Raw genomic sequence first — 15,896 nt, 5'->3', positions numbered from 1 at the left:
CCGCTCAGTGCTTGGCGTCGGCGGCCGGCACGGCCGGCACCGCACCCTCGATCGGCTTCGGCTTCGGCGCGGACAGGCTGCCCCCCTTGTCGAGCTCGGCGCGGACCACGCTGTCGATGCGGCGGATGATCGAGGCGGACATTTCCCGGCGCAGCTCCGTGGCCAGGATTTCGCGTTCGGTGGTGGTACCGGTAGCGTCGGTCGGCGGCGACACGTAATCGCGCGACAGCTCAATCACCTGCTGCGGCACCAGCTCGCTGCCATCCTCGCGGCGGAAGATGAAGATCACCGCGTAGCGCAGGCTGTATTCCTGTGCGCGGCCCTGCGAGTCGATGGCGATCGGCAGGTCACCCCAGCGCTCGGACAGCACCTGCAGCTGGGCACTGGGCTCCTTGCTGTCTTCGTCGGCGAGCCTGGCGCCGGAGGCCAGCAGGCTGCGGTTGAGCAGCTTGACCAGTTCGCTGTACGGAGCGGTGGACACCACCTTCACCGGGGCGGTGTCGGTCGGCAACATCAGCTTGTTGCGCAGATGGAAGCCGCAGCCGGCAAGGCCGAGGACAAGAACGAGGGCAAGCAGGATTCGGGTCATGGAGACAGTCTGGCGGAGCCGGGCGATCACGGCAACACACAGCCTGCCCGAAGCCGCGTGAATGCAGGGCCATCAACCGCCTGGCCCTGCACCGGAAAGGCACCGTCCGCCACGCGGGCGGACGGTGCGGGGTACATCAGGCGGCGACGATGTTCACGATCTTGCCCGGCACGATGATGATCTTGCGCACCGTCAGGCCTTCCATGAACTTGGCCGCGTTGGGCTCGGCCAGGGCCAGTGCCTCCACCTGCTCGCGCGCGGCGTCGGCCGCGACCTCGATGGTGCCACGCAGCTTGCCGTTGACCTGCACCGCCAGGGTCAGCGCATCGCGCACCAGCGCGCTGCTGTCGGCCTGCGGGAACGGCTGGTCTTCCAGCAGCGTCTCGCCGTGGCCCAGTACCTGCCACAGGGCGTGGCTGGCATGCGGGGTGATCGGGTTCAGCAGCAGCACGATGGCCTGCAGCGCTTCCTGGCGCACCGCGCGGCCCTGCTCGCTGGCGTCCTCGAACTTGGCCAGTGCGTTCATCAGCTCCATCACCGCAGCGATCGCGGTGTTGAAGCTGTGGCGGCGGCCGTAGTCGTCACCGACCTTGCCGATGGTTTCGTGGGTCTTGCGGCGCAGCGCCTTCTGGTTGGCGTCCAGCGCAGCAACGTCCAGCGCCGGGGCGGCGCCGTCGGCGGCATGCTTCTGCACCTGGGCCCAGAGGCGGCGCAGGAAGCGCGCCATGCCGTCCACGCCGGCCTCGTTCCACTCCAGCGACTGCTCCGGCGGCGCGGCGAACATCGAGAACAGGCGCACGGTGTCGGCGCCGTACTTGCCGACCATCGCCTGCGGGTCCACGCCGTTGTTCTTCGACTTGGACATCTTCTCGGTACCGCCCACCACCACCGGCTGGCCATCGGCGATCAGGGTGGCACCGGTGATGCGGCCGCGCTCGTCGCGCTGCACTTCCACATCGGCCGGGTTGATCCAGTCCTTCGAACCGTCCGGGTTCGGGCGGTAATAGGTTTCGGCGATCACCATGCCCTGGCACAGCAGGTTGCGTGCCGGTTCGTTGCTGTCCACCATCCGCGCGTCGCGCAGCAGCTTGTGGTAGAAGCGGAAATACATCAGGTGCAGGATCGCGTGCTCGATGCCGCCGATGTACTGGTCGACCGGCAGCCAGTAGTTGCCGCGCTTGTCGACCGCATCACGGGCACCCGGCGAGGTGTAGCGGGCGTAGTACCAGCTCGACTCCATGAAGGTATCGAAGGTATCGGTCTCGCGCTCGGCGGCGCCGCCGCAGTCCGGGCAGGTGGTCTTGCGCCATTCCGGGTCGGTCTTGATCGGCGAACCGGTGCCGGAGAACGCCACGTCCTCCGGCAGCACCACCGGCAGCTGTTCTTCCGGCACCGGCACTGCGCCGCACTTGGCGCAATAGATCACCGGAATCGGGCAGCCCCAGTAGCGCTGGCGGCTCACGCCCCAGTCGCGCAGGCGGTAGTTGACGCGGCGCTGGCCCTGGGCCTTGCGCTCGAAACGTTCGGCCAGCGCTTCGAAGGCGCCCTGGAAGTCCAGGCCGTCGAATTCGGCCGAGTTGACCAGTTCGAAGGCACGGCTCTTGTCGCTGTACCAGTCCTGCCAGCGGCTGCCGTCCCAGTTGCGCTCTTCTTCAGTGCGCGGGTCCTTCAGCGCGATGACCTGCTTGATCGGCAGGCCATACTTGTTGGCCACTTCATTGTCGCGCTGGTCATGGCCCGGCACCGCCATCACCGCGCCGGTGCCGTAGCCCATCAGCACGAAATTGGCGACCCACACCGGGACCGGCTCGCCGGTGACCGGGTGCAGCGCGCGCAGGCCGGTGTCCATGCCGCGCTTTTCCTGGGTCTCCAGCTCGGCCTCGGACACACCGCCCTGCTTCAGGTCGGCCAGCAGCGCGGCCAGTTCCGGATTGTTCTTCGCCGCGTGCAGCGCCAGCGGGTGTTCGGCGGCGATCGACACGAAGGTCACGCCCATCACCGTGTCCGGGCGGGTGGTGAACACGCGCAGCGGGTCCAGCGCGCTGCCGTCGACATCGCGCACGTCGAACTGGATTTCCAGGCCTTCGGAACGGCCGATCCAGTTGCGCTGCATGGTCTTGACCGATTCCGGCCAGCCGTCCAGCTCGTCCAGGCCATCCAGCAGCTCCTGGGCGTAGTCGGTGATGCGCAGGAACCACTGCGGGATCTCGCGCTTCTCGACCAGGGCGCCCGAGCGCCAGCCGCGGCCGTCGATGACCTGCTCGTTGGCCAGCACGGTCTGGTCGACCGGGTCCCAGTTCACCACGGCATTGCGACGATAGGCCAGGCCCTTGCGCATCAGGCGGGTGAACATGCGCTGCTCGTGGACGTAATAGTCCGGGCGGCAGGTGGCGAACTCGCGCGACCAGTCGATGGCATAGCCCAGCGACTTCAGCTGGCTGCGCATGTGGTCGATGTTCTTGTAGGTCCACGCCGCCGGCGCGGTCTTGTTCTTGATCGCGGCATTTTCCGCCGGCAGGCCGAACGCGTCCCAGCCCATCGGCTGCAGCACGTTGTGGCCGGTCATGCGCTTGTAGCGGCTGATCACGTCGCCAATCGTGTAATTGCGCACGTGGCCCATGTGCAGCGCACCGGACGGGTACGGAAGCATCGACAGGCAGTAGTACTTCGGCTTGTCCGAAGTCTCGTCGACCTCGAAGGCACGGGTGGCGTCCCAGTACTGCTGGGCGGCGGATTCAACCTGCTGCGGGTCGTAGGCGTTGGTTTCAGCGCTGGTCATGGAACACGCGGATGCGGCGGCAAAGCGGTACAGCGTACCGCAGTGCGGCAAACGTCTCCAATCCTGCCCGCCGGAGAGCAGCGCCGCCGCGCTGCCGGGGCCGTCTCAGCGCAGGCGCGACAGCGGCAGGGCCGCAGCCAGCCAGACCGCCCAGCAGGCAAACGCCAGCCGTTGGGCCAGCGGCGCCGGCAGTACGCCCTGCAGGGCAAACGCCGCCAGCGCGGCCAGCACGCCGCAGCCCAGCGCCAGGACGCCCAGAGCGCGGCCATGCGCCTGGCGCAGACCGGACACGGCCAGCAGCACGCTGCCGGCGACGAAGCCCAGTACCCAGATCATCCAGGCACTGGCATGCAGCTGGCTGGCCGGCCCATGCAGGTCGTCCACGTCCAGCGGCAGCGCGCCCATTGCGGCAAACGCCAGGCCGGCCAGCAGCAGCATCTGGCTGCCGACCCGCGGCGCCCAGCCGGCCCCGGTCGGCAGGGTGCGCCGCAGGCGTTCAGCCACCCCCGCCGCCAACAGTCCGGGCAGCACGAAGCCGACGAGATTGAAGGCCAACGCATGCGGCACCCCGCGCGCGCCCAGCAGCGCCACCGGGTGGCGGCCCTGGGCATAGCCGTCCAGGCCAGCACCAAAGCCGGCCACGGCAAGGACGAACGCGACTGCAGCAAGCAGCCCCAACCACCGATCAAGCCGGACCACAGACATCGCGCGCAAACACCCGGAACAGGAATGGACCACCGCATTGTCGCGGCAGCGGCACGAAGCGCCAAGCGGTCGTGCGTTTCAGCATCGGCAGGTGGGTGAGCCACGCGCGGTACTGCGTGCCGCGCCCCTGGGCCGTCACCGCGGGCCTGTGGGCCCGCCGCGCGGGTGCTCGGGATGTGATGGCAGGGTTGAGACCGACATCGATCGTCACCATAGAATCGGTCTCCAGAGACCAAGCGATGCCTCCCCCATGACCGAGACGACCTACGTATTCGACGCCACCACTGCGACCTTCGAGGCCGAAGTCCTGCAGAAGTCGCTGCAGACGCCAGTGCTGGTCGACTTCTGGGCCACCTGGTGCGGGCCGTGCAAGACCCTGGGCCCGATGCTGGAAAAGCTGGCCGCCGAGTACAACGGCGCCTTCGAGCTGGCCAAGGTCGACGTCGACAAGGAACAGCAGATCGCGGCGGCCTTCCAGATCCGGTCGGTGCCCACCGTGTTCCTGGTCAAGGGCGGCCAGCTGGTGGATGGATTCCCCGGCGCGATTCCGGAAGGCCAGCTGCGTGAGTTCCTGGCCCAGCATGGCGTCGTGCCGGCCGATCTCGGCGATGCCGCCCCCGAAGACGACACGCCGCTGGACCCGCAGGCGCAGGTCGACGTGCTGCGCGCGCAGATCGCCGCCGAACCGGACAAGGATGAGCTGAAGCTCGACCTCGCCCTGGCCCTGCTGCAGATCGGCGGCGTCGACGAGGCTGGCACCCTGATCGACGGCCTGCCGGCCAATCTGGCCACCGACGACCGTGCCGTGCGCGCGCGCGCCCGTCTGGCCTTCGCCGCCGCGCTGAAGGACGCCCCGCCGGCCGAGGTGCTCGACGCGCGCATCGCCGCTGATGGCAAGGATCTCCGGGCCCGCCACCTGCGCGGCGTGCAGCTGCTGCTGGGCGGCCATGACGAGGCCGCGCTGGCCCAGTTCCTGGAAATGCTGCGGATCGACCGCGGATTCGAGGAAGGCCTGCCGCGCAAGGCCCTGATCGACGCCTTCAATGTGATCGCCGACGAGGACCTGGTTGGCCAGTACCGCCGCCGCATGGCGTCGCTGCTGTTCTGAACAGGAGCCCGCTCCGTTCAGAATCCCTGCACTGAACGCGGGCAATAATGCGCGCGCTGGCGGCCATGCGGCCGCCACGATCCGTTCGGGGGGATGAGGTCGGGGCCATGGGGTCTTGCAGCTGCACCCCCGCATTGCCGGGATTGCAAACTGTGACCGTCGTCCGCTCTCTGTCGTTCGCCAAGCGTTTCACGGGCGCCCTGCTGTGCGCCCTCTTCGCGCTGCCCGCCCTGGCCGGCGCCCAGGACTGGAACTACCGGGTCCGCCCCGGCGATACCCTGTGGGACCTGGGCGGGCTGTACCTGAAGCCTTCGGTACGCTGGCAGCAGCTGCAGCAGCACAACCGCATCGACAATCCCTACCAGTTGCCGCCGGGCCAGCTGCTGCGCTTCCCGATCAGCTGGCTGCGCACGGAGCCGGCGCCGGCACGGGTGCTGTCGGTGCGCGGCAAGGTCGAACTGTCCGGCGCCGATGGCAGCGCGACCCGCGCGCTCCGGGCCGGCGAGCAGCTGCACATCGGCGACACGGTGGAAACCGAAGGCGATTCCAGCATCACCCTGGAGTTCGCCGACGCCTCGCGCCTGCAGCTGCGCGAATACTCGCGGCTGCGGCTGGACCAGTTGAGCCGCTACGGCCACACCGGCATGGTCGATACCCGCCTGCGCCTGCAACAGGGGCGGGCCAGCAACCGGGTGACGCCGGCGCGCGGCCCCGCCTCGCGTTACATCATCGATGCGCCCACCGCGACCAGCAGCGTGCGCGGCACGGTGTTCCGGGTCAGCGCCGGCGATGCCGGCCACGTCGGCGCCACCGAGGTGCTGCAGGGCAAGGTGCAGGTCGGCAACCTCCGTGGCCAGCGCCTGGTCCAGCCAGGCCAGGCCACCCGCAGCAGCAGTGTCGACGCGGCCCCCACCGCTGCCGTCGCCCTGCTGCCGGCACCGCAGCTGCGCACCGGCGAGCTGCGCCTGGCGCCACTGCCGACCCTGCTGGCCTGGGAGCCGGTCAGTGGCGCCACCCACTACCGGGTGGAAGTGGTGCAGGCGGCAATGCCGGAGATCCTGCTGTTCGCTGCCACCACCGCCGACACCCGGCTGGCGATCGGCGACCTGCCACCGGGCCAGCTGCGCATCCTGCTGCGCGCGGTCGATGCGCAGGGCGTCGAAGGCCTGGACGCCAGCGCCGATTTCGAGCTCAACGACCAGCCACCGCCGCCGCTGACCGTGTCGCCGCTGCATGGGCAGACGATCAACAGCGACCGCCCGCGTTTCCGCTGGAGCCAGGCCCCCGGGGCGCGCAGCAGCGTGCTGCAGATCGCCGCCGACGCCAGCTTCATGCAGCCCCTGCAGGAACAGACCAGCACCGGCACCGACCTGCGCCTGGCACAGCCGCTGCCACCGGGCCAGTACTACTGGCGGGTGGCCTCGCGCGATGCCAACGGCCACCAGGGTCGCTACGGCCAGGCGCTGCCACTGCACCTGAGCGATGAGCCAGTGGACCCGGCACTGCAGCCGCCCGAAGCCGCGCATGGCGAACTGACCCTGCGCTGGCAACCGGGCAGCGCAGGCCAGCGCTATCGGGTGCAGGTGGCGCGCGGCGCGGACTTCAAGGCGCCGCTGGTCGACGAGACGGTGTCCGAGCCACAGGTCAGCTTCAGGCGCCCGTGGAGCGGCACCCTGCACGTGCGCGTGCAGTACATCGACGATGACGGTCACGCGGGCGCGTTTTCCCCTGCCCAGCAGATCCCGCTGCCCTGCCGCCTCTGCTACGGTGCCGGCGGCGGTGCCCTGCTGCTCTGGTTGTTGTTGTGAGGCGTTCGCCGCTGCCGTGGTCGAAGCGGATCCTGCTGGCCCTGCTGGCCGGCGTGCTGACCCTCGTCGCCAGCCAGGGACAGTGGCTGTGGCGGCAGGACGAAGCCGCCTATGACACGCTGGTCGGCACCTGGGATTACCGCCCCGACCCCAGCGTGCTGATCGTGGCCATCGACGAAGGCAGCCTGCAGCGCATCGGCCAATGGCCCTGGCCGCGCTCGGTGCACGCGCGCCTGCTGGACCGGCTGACCGATGCCGGTGCCGAACGCGTCGCGCTGGACCTGATGCTGTCCGAACCGGACCGGCGCGACAGCCGCCAGGACGATGCGCTGGCGGCCGCGATCCGACGCAACGGCCGGGTGGTGCTGCCGGTGCTGGCCGCACCTGCGGCCGGCGACCGCATGGCCGAGGAGATGCTGCCGATTCCCCAGATCGCCGCCAGTGCCGCCGCCATCGGCCATACCGATGTGGAGGTGGATGGCGACGGCGTCGCCCGCGGCGTCTATCTGCGCGCCGGTATCGGACGGCCGCACTGGCCGGCGCTGGGCCTGGCACTGGCCGATCTGCCTGCCGGCGCGGTACGTGGCCTGCCCGATCCCGACCCGGACGTGGGCTCGCCCTACCAGTGGCGCCGCGACGATTACGTGCGCGTGCGCTACGCCGGCCCGCCCGAGCGGCTGCCACAGGTGTCCTATGCGGACGTGCTCGATGGGCACGTGGACGCCGCGATGCTGCATGGCCGCCGCATCGTGGTCGGCATGACGGCCAGCGGCATCGCGCCTCGCCTGCTGACCCCGACCACCCGCGAGTTCTGGATGAGCGGCAGCGAATACCAGGCCAACATCGCCTCGATGCTGCTGCAGCACAAGCAGATCGACGTGCTGCCGCACGCCTGGCAGCACGCCATCAGCGGCGTGCTGGTGGCGCTGTGCGTGATCCTGCTCGGCCTGCGCCTGCCGTGGCTGGTCGCGCTGTGTTCGCTGCCGATGCCGCCCCTGCTGAGCTGGCTGCTGCTGCGCACCGGTGACCTGTGGTGGGCACCGGCCAGCGCGATGCTGGGCGTGGCGCTGGCACTGCTGGTCTGGGCGGTGTGGCGGATCTCGGCCTGGCACCGCCAGGCCAACCGCGATGCCCTCACCGGGCTGGGCAACCGCCTGCGCTTCGAGCAGTCGCTGCAGCAGGAATGCGATGCGGCGCGGCGCACTGGCAAGCCTCTGAGCCTGGCCCTGATCGACGTCGATCACTTCAAGCGTCACAACGACCGCCACGGCCACCAGGTGGGCGACCGCGTGCTGCGCGATGTCGCCCGCCTGATCGGCGCGCATGCGCGCCGCCCGCGCGACATGGCGGCGCGCTACGGGGGCGACGAGTTCGCGCTGGTGTTGCCGGATACGCCGGCCGAAGGCGCGCGCCAGGTGGTCGAGGACCTGATTGCCTGCGTGCGTGCCCTGCCGGCGCCAGGCGATGACGGCAACGACGCCGTGACGCTCACCATCGGCGTGTTCACCCGTATCCCCGACGGCGAACTGCAACCGCACCATTTCGTCGAAGGCGCCGACACCGCCCTGTACCAGGCCAAGGCCAACGGCCGCGACGGATACACGATCGACGGCGGGGCATGACATCCCGGCCCCGGGTGCAACATACGCCTGCGAATGGTTAGACTGGGCGCCCCCGCCCTGTGCTCCCGGATCTGCATGAACGCCCGCCTGTTCCGCGTCGGCATCAACCTCTGGCCACCGTTCCTGTTCACCGGCATCCACGTCACCCGGATCACGCCCGACTACCGGCAGATCGACGTGGAACTCCGGCTGCGGCCCTGGAACCGCAATTACGTGGGGACGCATTTCGGCGGCAGCCTGTTTGCGATGACCGATCCGTTCTGGATGCTGGGCCTGCTGCACATCCTCGGCCGTGACTACTACGTGTGGGACCGGGCCGGTGCGATCGATTTCCTCAAGCCGGGCCGGGGCACGGTGCGCACCTCGTTCCGCATCGACGACGCACTGCTGGCGGAACTGCGTGCCGAAGCCGCTGGCGGCGAGAAGGTGCTGCGCTGGTTCAGCAATGACGTGGTGGATGAATCCGGTGAAGTGGTCGCCCAGGTACGCAAGCAGGTCTACCTGCGGTTGAAGCCACACGTACGCTGATCCAGAGCGCCGGCGCTATCCTCTGCCTCCCTGCCATGGAGGCTCCGATGCGCCCGTATGCGCTTGCCACACTGCTGATCCCCCTGCCCTTCACCGCCCACGCACTTGACCTGCCACCGGTGCAGTATCCGACGCTGCCGGCCCAGGCGGCCCATGCCGCTGGGTTCGTCCCCCAGGGCTGGACACTTGAATCAAGTGTCGAAGGCGATCTCGACCAGGATGGCCGCGCGGACCTGGTACTGGTGCTGCGCCAGCAGGAGCCGCGCAACATCATCGAGCACGATGGCTTCGGCCCCTCGCCGTACGACAGCAACCCGCGCATCCTCGCGGTGGCGTGGTCGCGCCCGTCCGGCTACGTGCTGGCGGTGCAGGACCACCAGCTGATACCCCGTCCCGACAATCCGGTGATGAGCGACCCGCTCGAAGACGGCGGCGTCAGCATCCAGCGCGGCACCCTGAAGGTCGCACTGTTTTCATTCGCCAGCGCGGGAAGCTGGTCAATGGGCACGACCGTTTTTACCTTCCGCTGGCAGGACGATGCCTTTGCGCTGATCGGCTACGACCAGAACTCGGTGATGCGCAATTCCGGGCAGACCGAATCGGTGAGCGTGAACTTCTCCACCCGCAGGGTAAAACGGAGCGAAGGCAGCATCGAGGACGACAAGGACAGCGTGCGCTGGGAGCCGCTGCGCAGCCGCCGCCACTGGACGCTGCAGACCGTCGGTGATGGCTGGGCGTTCGATCCGCTGGCGGGCAGCGACTGAGCCACTGGTCAGTCGCGCACAGCAGCGCCCGGGGCGTTCTCCATCACCAGCGGCACCGACAGCCACGGGCTCTCGTCGCTGCTGCGCGCCGGTGAACGCCGCGGCACCTGCAGGCGGCGGCCATCGGCCGACAGCTGCGGTGCCCGCACCGGTGAGCGGAACCGGTCCGGCAGGTGCTGCAACGCATCCACCGGGTCTTCGGCCTGCTGCCGCAACCAGCGCTGCGCGCCGATCAGCCGCACCATCGCCGCAGCATCCTGGGGCCGCGACGCGTACGCGGGATAGACCGGGCCGGCGATATCGGTCAGCACGCACCCCATGAGATTCGACAGGCAGCCGAAGTCGTGCTGCGGCGGCGCAGGCACCGGCAGTGGGCGGTCCGCTTCCAGCGCGGCCGTGGCCGCGGCTCCACAGGCCCAGCCCATGTTGCCGGCGGCGCGTGCCAGGGTGCTGTTGCGATCCAGTACCAGCACACCGCCGAATGCCTGCGCCGAGGTTTCGATCGCCGCCCGGGCCATCGCGTACTCGCCCTGCATCGCCCGGCACAGGCTCTGTTCGGGGGCCAGCATCGGCCGCATCGCCTGCTCGCATTCGGCCGGCAGCGGGTGGTCGGCCGGCAGTTCGACCAGCATGTCGGCCAGCAGCTGGGCATTGGCCTGCACCAGGCTGGCGCCGACGATGCTGTCCACCAAGTAGCTGCCGCCGGTCAGCAGCCGGCGCCCCAGCTGCAGGCCGCGGCAACTGCCGCGCAGGGCGCCGTCGATATCACCCTGCACGAACGCCAGCGCGCGTGCGCTGGTGGCATCGATCATCAGGCCATAGGTCGGCAACGGCACCAGGATGGCCTCGCCCCGGGGCTGGAACGGCGATGCGAAGTGGTCCGCATCGGCCAGCTGGTCCAGGCGCGCATGCAACTGCTGGTGGCCCGCGTGGGCATCGATGAAGCGTTGCGGATCGGCGCGCACCTGACGCAGGCAGTCGCTGGCGGTCGGTCCGCAGCTGGCCGCCGGCCGCGATTGCAGCGCGTGGTGATCCTCTGCCAGCTGCGGACGGGCGACGTTTTCGCCGCGCTCATCTGCCTCCCAGCGTCGCACATCCCCCGCCAGCGCCTGTTCGCGCTGGCGCGTGTCGAGATCATCGAACGCGAGCGTCCACAGCAGCGCGAAGCCGTTGTGGCCCGGGGTTGGCAGGCGCGCCTGCAGGCGCTGCTGGGCCTGCAGCCGCGATTCCGGCACCGGCCACATGCGCGAGGCGCCCCACACCACGATGGCCAGCACCAGCAGGCCGGCCACGGTCCAGCCCAGTCCGCGCAGAATCTTCAACACAGCTTCCCTTCCATGTGTCGTTGCCGCAGTCGATTCCCCAGCGTAATCGACCGGCCGTGGCCGCTACAATGCGCGCATGTCGCTCGAAGCCCCCGCCCTGGTCCCTCGCCCTTCCCTGCAGCGCCTGTTCCTGACCGGCCTGCTGACCCTGCTGCCGATCTGGCTGACCTGGGTCGTGGTCAAGTTCGTGTTCGTGCTGCTGTCGGGCATTTCCAGTCCGCTGGTGGTGCCGCTTTCCGAGCAGATCGCGACGAGCTTCCCGCATTACCTGGGCTGGGTGCGTGCCGAGTGGATCCAGGACACCATCGCCCTGCTGGCCACCCTGCTGGTGATCCTGGCGGTGGGCGTGGCCAGCCGCCGCGTGCTCGGCCAGCGCCTGCTGCGCTGGGTCGGTGCGGTCATCAAGCGCATTCCGCTGGCCAGCATCATCTACGACAGCGCCAAGAAGCTGCTGGACATGCTGCAGACCGAGCCGGGCAGTACCCAGCGCGTGGTGCTGATCGACTTCCCGCACCGCGACATGAAGTCGGTCGGGCTGGTCACCCGCGTGATCAAGGAACACGGCACCGACCGTGAGCTGGCCGCGGTGTACGTGCCAACCACGCCGAACCCGACCTCGGGCTACCTGGAAATCGTGCCGGTCGAGCTGCTGACGCCAACCGACTGGACCGTCGACCAGGCCATGAGCTTCATCATTTCCGGCGGCGCGGTCGCGCCGTCCAGCGTACCGTTCACCCGCGCCGGCGAACGCGCCGAATGACCACCGCGCCGATCGAGCGCCCGCTGCAGGACCGTGCGGTGCTGCTGTTCATCGTGCTGGCCGCGTTCTTCTGCGGCAATGCGGTGCTGGCCGAGCTGATCGGGGTGAAGATCTTCGCGCTGGAAGACACGCTCGGCATCGCCCCGCTGAACTGGAACCTGTTCGGCCAGACCGGCTCGCTCAGTTTCACCGCCGGCACCCTGCTGTGGCCGGTGGTGTTCATCATGACCGACACCATCAACGAGTTTTTCGGCAAGCGCGGCGTGCGCTTCATCTCGTGGCTGGCCGTGGTCCTGATCGCCTACGGCTTCCTGTTCGCCTTCGCAGCGATCTCGCTGGCGCCGGCCAGCTGGTGGGTCACCTCGATGGACGGCCACGGCGTGCCGGATTACCAGGCCGCATTCGCGGCGGTGTTCGGCCAGGGCATGTGGACCATCGCCGGTTCACTGGTGGCCTTCCTGCTCGGCCAGCTGATCGACGTGGCGGTGTTCCATCGCATCCGCCAGGCCACGGGCGAGCGCCACGTATGGCTGCGTGCGACCGGATCGACCGCGATCTCGCAGGTGGTGGACAGTTTCGTGGTGATCTGGATCGCCTTCGTGCTCGGCCCGCAGCACTGGCCAACCTCGCTGTTCCTGGCCGTCAGCAGCGTCAACTACATCTACAAGATGGGTTTTGCGATCGCGCTGATTCCGCTGCTGTACCTGATGCGGCGGGCGATCACCCGCTATCTGGGCGCCGACCGGGCCGCCGCGCTGCGCGCCGCGGCCGCGGCTGACTGAAGCCCCAGCGGCGAAAAGCTGACTGCGCCTTCACGCTGGCCGTACGCGGCCGGATCGTGCAAGCTCCACGGTCTGTGTTCCACGGAAGCTCCTGATGCCGCATCCCACCCGCGTCCTGGCCGCCGCCATCGCCGCGTTGTTCCTGTTCAGTGCCGTGCCGTCGGCCGAGGCAGCGAAGAAGAAGGCCAGCCGCCCTGCCGCCGCGCAGACCCGCCAGGCCGCCAAGCCCAAGGCCAGGCCCGCGCGCGCCACCGCGCCGGCCCGCGGCAGTTCGGCGCGCCGCGCAGCGCCGCGTCCGGTCGCACCGGCCCGCGCCGTGCCCAAGCAGGTGCAGCTGGAGCGCCTGTACGATGAATACTGGGATGCCTCGATGCGGTTGAACCCGCTGCAGGCCACGTTCCAGGGGGAATCGCGCTACAACGACCAGCTGCCCAACATCCTGTCCGCCGCCTGGCGCCAGCAGTCGCACGACTTCACCACGCAGTGGCTGGGCAAGGTCGAAAAACTCGGCAGTGACGGCCTGCAGGGCCAGGACCTGCTCAGCTACGAGATCTTCGTGCGCGACGCGCGCGCCTCGCTGGCCGCCGAACGCTACCCGAGCTGGATGATGCCGATCAGCCAGTACTACAACATCGGCAGCATCATGGCGATCCTCGGTTCCGGTGCCGGCGCGCAGCCGTTCAACACCGTGCAGGACTACGACACGTGGTCGCGCCGATCGCTCGGCATTCCCGAGTTGTTCGACCAGGCCATCGACAACATGCGCCAGGGCATGAAGGCCGGCGTGGTGCAGCCGCGCGACCTGATGGAAAAGGTGCTGCCGCAGCTGGATGCGGTGATCAAGCCGACCGCCGAAGAGAGCATCTTCTGGTCGCCGATCCGTACCATGCCGAACACCATCACGGCCGAGGACAAGGCGCGCATCAGCGCCGAGTACAAGCGCATGATCGAGCTGCGCATCATGCCGGCCTACCGCGCCCTGCGCGGCTTCATCGCCACCGAATACCTGCCCGCCACGCGCGCCAGCAGCGGGCTGGGCGCATTGCCTGATGGCCAGGCCTGGTATGCCAACCTGATCGTGCAGACCACGGCCAGCGAACAGTCCGCCACGCAGCTGCACGCGCTGGGCGAACAACGCGTGCAGGAGCTGCAGGCGCAGATCGCCACGGTGATGAAGGACGCCAGGCTGCGCGGCACACCGACCAAGCTGCTGCGCAGCATGCGCAACGACCGCCAGTTCCAGTACGGCGATGCCAACGCGCTGATCAACCGCTACCGCCAGGTGCAGCAGCAGGTCAACGCACGCCTGCCACAGGTGCTCGATACGCTGCCCAAGTCGACGCTGGACGTGCGCGCGGTGGAACCGGAGCGTGCGCTGACCGCCGCCGCGGCGGCCTATCAGCCGTCTGCGGCCGGGCAACCGGGCGTGCTGTACGTGAACACCCGCGACCTGCCCAGCCGCAAGCGCTGGAACGTGCCGGTGCAGTACCTGCACGAAGCCATTCCCGGCCACCACGTGCAACTGGGCCTGCAGCAGGAGCTGGCCAAGCTGCCGCGCTTCCGCCGCCTCGGTGGCGATCTCGCCTTCGTCGAAGGCTGGGGCCTGTACGCCGAAACGCTGGGCGAAGACCTGGGCATCTACACCGATCCCTACGACCGCATCGGCTACCTGTACTCGCGCCTGCTGCGTGCCGCCCGCGTGGTGGCCGATACCGGCGTGCACGCCCAGGGCTGGAGCAAGCAGCAGGCCGTCAGCTACGTGCAGAAGACCGTGGACATGAGCAGTGACGACGCCAACGCCGAGGTGGAGCGGATCATGGCCCAGCCCGGCCAGGCGCTGTCCAACGTCGCCGGCCTGACCACCATCGTCGCCCTGCGCGATAAGGCCAGGGCACGGCAGGGTGCAGCCTTTGACCTGCGCCGCTTCCACGCCGAACTGCTGAAGGACGGCTCGATGCCGCTGGACGTGCTGGACCGCAAGATGGAACGCTGGATGGCACAGCCGGCCACCGCCACGCCCGCCCCTTCACCCTGACCCCTGCGGAGCCACCATGCGCCCTGCCGTCGCCCTGTTCGCCGCCGTGCTGGGACTGCTGCCTCTGGCCGGTACCGCCGCGCCGGTGCTGACCCCACCGGACGCCGGCGTCGACGGCCTGATGCAGGCCTACGATGGCCAGGTGCCCGGCGCCGCAGTCCTGGTGCTGCACGACGGGCAACCGGTGTTCCGCCGTGGCTACGGCCTGGCGGTGGTGGAGGACGGCACCGCCGTCACCCCCGCAAGCAACTTCCGGCTGGCCTCGGTCAGCAAGCAGTTCACCGCTGCGGCGGTGCTGCTGCTGGTGGAAGACGGTCGGCTCGGGCTGGACCAGCCGGCCCGGCGCTGGCTGCCCGAACTGCCGCCGGCTGCCGCCGCTATCACGATCCGCCAGCTGCTCTCGCACACCAGCGGCCTGCTCGACTACGAAGACCTGATGGATCCGGCCGACAGCCGCCAGGTGCACGACGCCGATGTACTGGCCCTGCTGTCGCACCAGGACCGCCTGAATTTCGCGCCCGGCACGCAGTACCACTACAGCAACAGCGGCTATGCGCTGCTGGCACTGATCGTCGGCCGCGCCTCCGGCCAGGATTTCGCCGCCTTCCTGCAGCAGCGCATCTTCCGCCCACTGGGCATGGCCCACACCGTGGCCCACCAGGACGGCATCGACACCGTTGCCGCGCGGGCCTACGGCTACAGCTGGCTCGAGGGCCGCTGGCAGCGCACCGACCAGAGCACCACCAGTGCCGTGCTCGGTGATGGCGGCATCTATTCCTCGCTGGACGACCTGGCCCGCTGGGATGCGGCGCTGTACGACGACCGCCTGCTGTCAAAGGCCTCGCGCCGCGCGATGTTCAGCCCGGCCACGTCGACGCCCGAACCGGATGTGCCGCACTACGGCTTCGGCTGGCGCCTGAATGGCCCGGTGCAATGGCACAGCGGTGAGAGCATTGGCTTCCGCAACGTGATCGTGCGCCATCCGGAAAAGCACCTGACGGTGATCGTGCTGACCAACCGCAACTCCCCCGAGCCCTATCCGCTGGCGCAGAAGATCGCCCAGCGCTGGCTGGACGTGCTGCAATGACCGC

Annotated in this window: 14 protein-coding genes; 9 read left to right on the top strand and 5 right to left on the bottom strand. The window is 69.2% G+C overall.

The annotated features are described in order from the left end of the window. Positions 1-4 precede the first annotated feature (4 nt). From lptE to LRM18_RS00405, 4 genes are all read right to left on the bottom strand, one after another. Complete coding sequence (gene lptE / locus LRM18_RS00420) at positions 5-589, bottom strand: LPS assembly lipoprotein LptE (protein WP_053460994.1); 585 nt, start codon at positions 587-589, stop codon at positions 5-7. 136 nt (positions 590-725) lie between these two features. Continuing rightward, positions 726-3,368 (bottom strand): leucine--tRNA ligase, encoded by a 2,643-nt coding sequence (gene leuS, locus LRM18_RS00415; protein WP_154330999.1) that lies wholly within the window; start codon positions 3,366-3,368, stop codon positions 726-728. Positions 3,369-3,473: 105 nt separating this feature from the next. Continuing rightward, positions 3,474-4,073: a DUF998 domain-containing protein gene (locus LRM18_RS00410; RefSeq protein WP_064238957.1), complete on the bottom strand. Its 600-nt coding sequence runs from the start codon at positions 4,071-4,073 to the stop codon at positions 3,474-3,476. Next, entirely contained in the window at positions 4,054-4,287 is a 234-nt protein-coding gene (locus LRM18_RS00405; protein ID WP_270949028.1) for a hypothetical protein, read from the bottom strand. Before LRM18_RS00405 ends, LRM18_RS00410 begins: the two co-directional genes overlap by 20 nt. Before the next feature lie 36 nt (positions 4,288-4,323). Here LRM18_RS00405 and trxA point away from each other — a divergent pair, with 36 nt between their 5' ends. The 5 genes from trxA to LRM18_RS00380 all read left to right on the top strand — a co-directional run bounded on the left by trxA (position 4,324) and on the right by LRM18_RS00380 (position 9,903). Then, complete coding sequence (trxA, locus tag LRM18_RS00400; RefSeq protein WP_164689039.1) at positions 4,324-5,181, top strand: thioredoxin; 858 nt, start codon at positions 4,324-4,326, stop codon at positions 5,179-5,181. A 107-nt stretch (positions 5,182-5,288) separates the two neighbouring features. After that, positions 5,289-6,989 (top strand): FecR domain-containing protein, encoded by a 1,701-nt coding sequence (locus LRM18_RS00395; protein WP_057494621.1) that lies wholly within the window; start codon positions 5,289-5,291, stop codon positions 6,987-6,989. After that, positions 6,986-8,611, top strand: a complete 1,626-nt coding sequence (locus tag LRM18_RS00390; protein ID WP_064238960.1) for a CHASE2 domain-containing protein — start codon at positions 6,986-6,988, stop codon at positions 8,609-8,611. Before LRM18_RS00395 ends, LRM18_RS00390 begins: the two co-directional genes overlap by 4 nt. A gap of 75 nt (positions 8,612-8,686) precedes the next feature. Continuing rightward, positions 8,687-9,139 carry a DUF4442 domain-containing protein gene (locus tag LRM18_RS00385; protein WP_049468590.1) on the top strand — a complete coding sequence of 151 codons (453 nt, stop codon included), beginning with the start codon at positions 8,687-8,689 and terminating at the stop codon, positions 9,137-9,139. A 47-nt stretch (positions 9,140-9,186) separates the two neighbouring features. Beyond that, positions 9,187-9,903, top strand: a complete 717-nt coding sequence (locus LRM18_RS00380) for a hypothetical protein (RefSeq protein ID WP_270949018.1) — start codon at positions 9,187-9,189, stop codon at positions 9,901-9,903. An 8-nt stretch (positions 9,904-9,911) separates the two neighbouring features. Here the strand turns inward: LRM18_RS00380 and LRM18_RS00375 are convergent, their stop codons facing one another. Further along, positions 9,912-11,228: a hypothetical protein gene (locus LRM18_RS00375; RefSeq protein ID WP_057494623.1), complete on the bottom strand. Its 1,317-nt coding sequence runs from the start codon at positions 11,226-11,228 to the stop codon at positions 9,912-9,914. Positions 11,229-11,304: 76 nt separating this feature from the next. Between LRM18_RS00375 and LRM18_RS00370 the strand changes: the two genes are divergently transcribed. The 4 genes from LRM18_RS00370 (at position 11,305) to LRM18_RS00355 (ending at position 15,892) form a co-directional block, all read left to right on the top strand. After that, complete coding sequence (locus tag LRM18_RS00370; RefSeq protein ID WP_049427719.1) at positions 11,305-11,988, top strand: DUF502 domain-containing protein; 684 nt, start codon at positions 11,305-11,307, stop codon at positions 11,986-11,988. After that, on the top strand, positions 11,985-12,770 hold the full coding sequence (locus tag LRM18_RS00365) for a queuosine precursor transporter (protein ID WP_053461001.1): 786 nt from the start codon (positions 11,985-11,987) through the stop codon (positions 12,768-12,770). The genes LRM18_RS00370 and LRM18_RS00365 overlap by 4 nt, the downstream gene beginning before the upstream one ends. Before the next feature lie 94 nt (positions 12,771-12,864). Further along, positions 12,865-14,805, top strand: a complete 1,941-nt coding sequence (locus LRM18_RS00360; protein ID WP_206632447.1) for a DUF885 family protein — start codon at positions 12,865-12,867, stop codon at positions 14,803-14,805. 16 nt (positions 14,806-14,821) lie between these two features. Further along, entirely contained in the window at positions 14,822-15,892 is a 1,071-nt protein-coding gene (locus LRM18_RS00355; RefSeq protein ID WP_154331004.1) for a serine hydrolase domain-containing protein, read from the top strand. Positions 15,893-15,896 lie beyond the last annotated feature (4 nt).

This window comes from Stenotrophomonas sp. PI_27 (assembly GCF_027854495.1).
In the GTDB taxonomy this organism is placed as follows: Bacteria; Pseudomonadota; Gammaproteobacteria; order Xanthomonadales; family Xanthomonadaceae; genus Stenotrophomonas; species Stenotrophomonas pavanii.
This window is presented reverse-complemented; position numbering and strand designations above follow the sequence as displayed.

What these genes read in the sequence shown, in the direction of transcription:
- leuS (WP_154330999.1), bottom strand. Translation starts at nt 3,368, where the DNA reads ATGACCAGCGCTGAAACCAACGCCTACGACCCGCAGCAGGTTGAATCC.
- LRM18_RS00385 (WP_049468590.1), top strand. Translation starts at nt 8,687, where the DNA reads ATGAACGCCCGCCTGTTCCGCGTCGGCATCAACCTCTGGCCACCGTTC.
- LRM18_RS00370 (WP_049427719.1), top strand. Translation starts at nt 11,305, where the DNA reads ATGTCGCTCGAAGCCCCCGCCCTGGTCCCTCGCCCTTCCCTGCAGCGC.
- LRM18_RS00410 (WP_064238957.1), bottom strand. Translation starts at nt 4,073, where the DNA reads ATGTCTGTGGTCCGGCTTGATCGGTGGTTGGGGCTGCTTGCTGCAGTC.
- lptE (WP_053460994.1), bottom strand. Translation starts at nt 589, where the DNA reads ATGACCCGAATCCTGCTTGCCCTCGTTCTTGTCCTCGGCCTTGCCGGC.
- LRM18_RS00395 (WP_057494621.1), top strand. Translation starts at nt 5,289, where the DNA reads ATGGGGTCTTGCAGCTGCACCCCCGCATTGCCGGGATTGCAAACTGTG.
- LRM18_RS00355 (WP_154331004.1), top strand. Translation starts at nt 14,822, where the DNA reads ATGCGCCCTGCCGTCGCCCTGTTCGCCGCCGTGCTGGGACTGCTGCCT.
- LRM18_RS00405 (WP_270949028.1), bottom strand. Translation starts at nt 4,287, where the DNA reads ATGGTGACGATCGATGTCGGTCTCAACCCTGCCATCACATCCCGAGCA.
- LRM18_RS00365 (WP_053461001.1), top strand. Translation starts at nt 11,985, where the DNA reads ATGACCACCGCGCCGATCGAGCGCCCGCTGCAGGACCGTGCGGTGCTG.
- trxA (WP_164689039.1), top strand. Translation starts at nt 4,324, where the DNA reads ATGACCGAGACGACCTACGTATTCGACGCCACCACTGCGACCTTCGAG.
- LRM18_RS00380 (WP_270949018.1), top strand. Translation starts at nt 9,187, where the DNA reads ATGCGCCCGTATGCGCTTGCCACACTGCTGATCCCCCTGCCCTTCACC.
- LRM18_RS00360 (WP_206632447.1), top strand. Translation starts at nt 12,865, where the DNA reads ATGCCGCATCCCACCCGCGTCCTGGCCGCCGCCATCGCCGCGTTGTTC.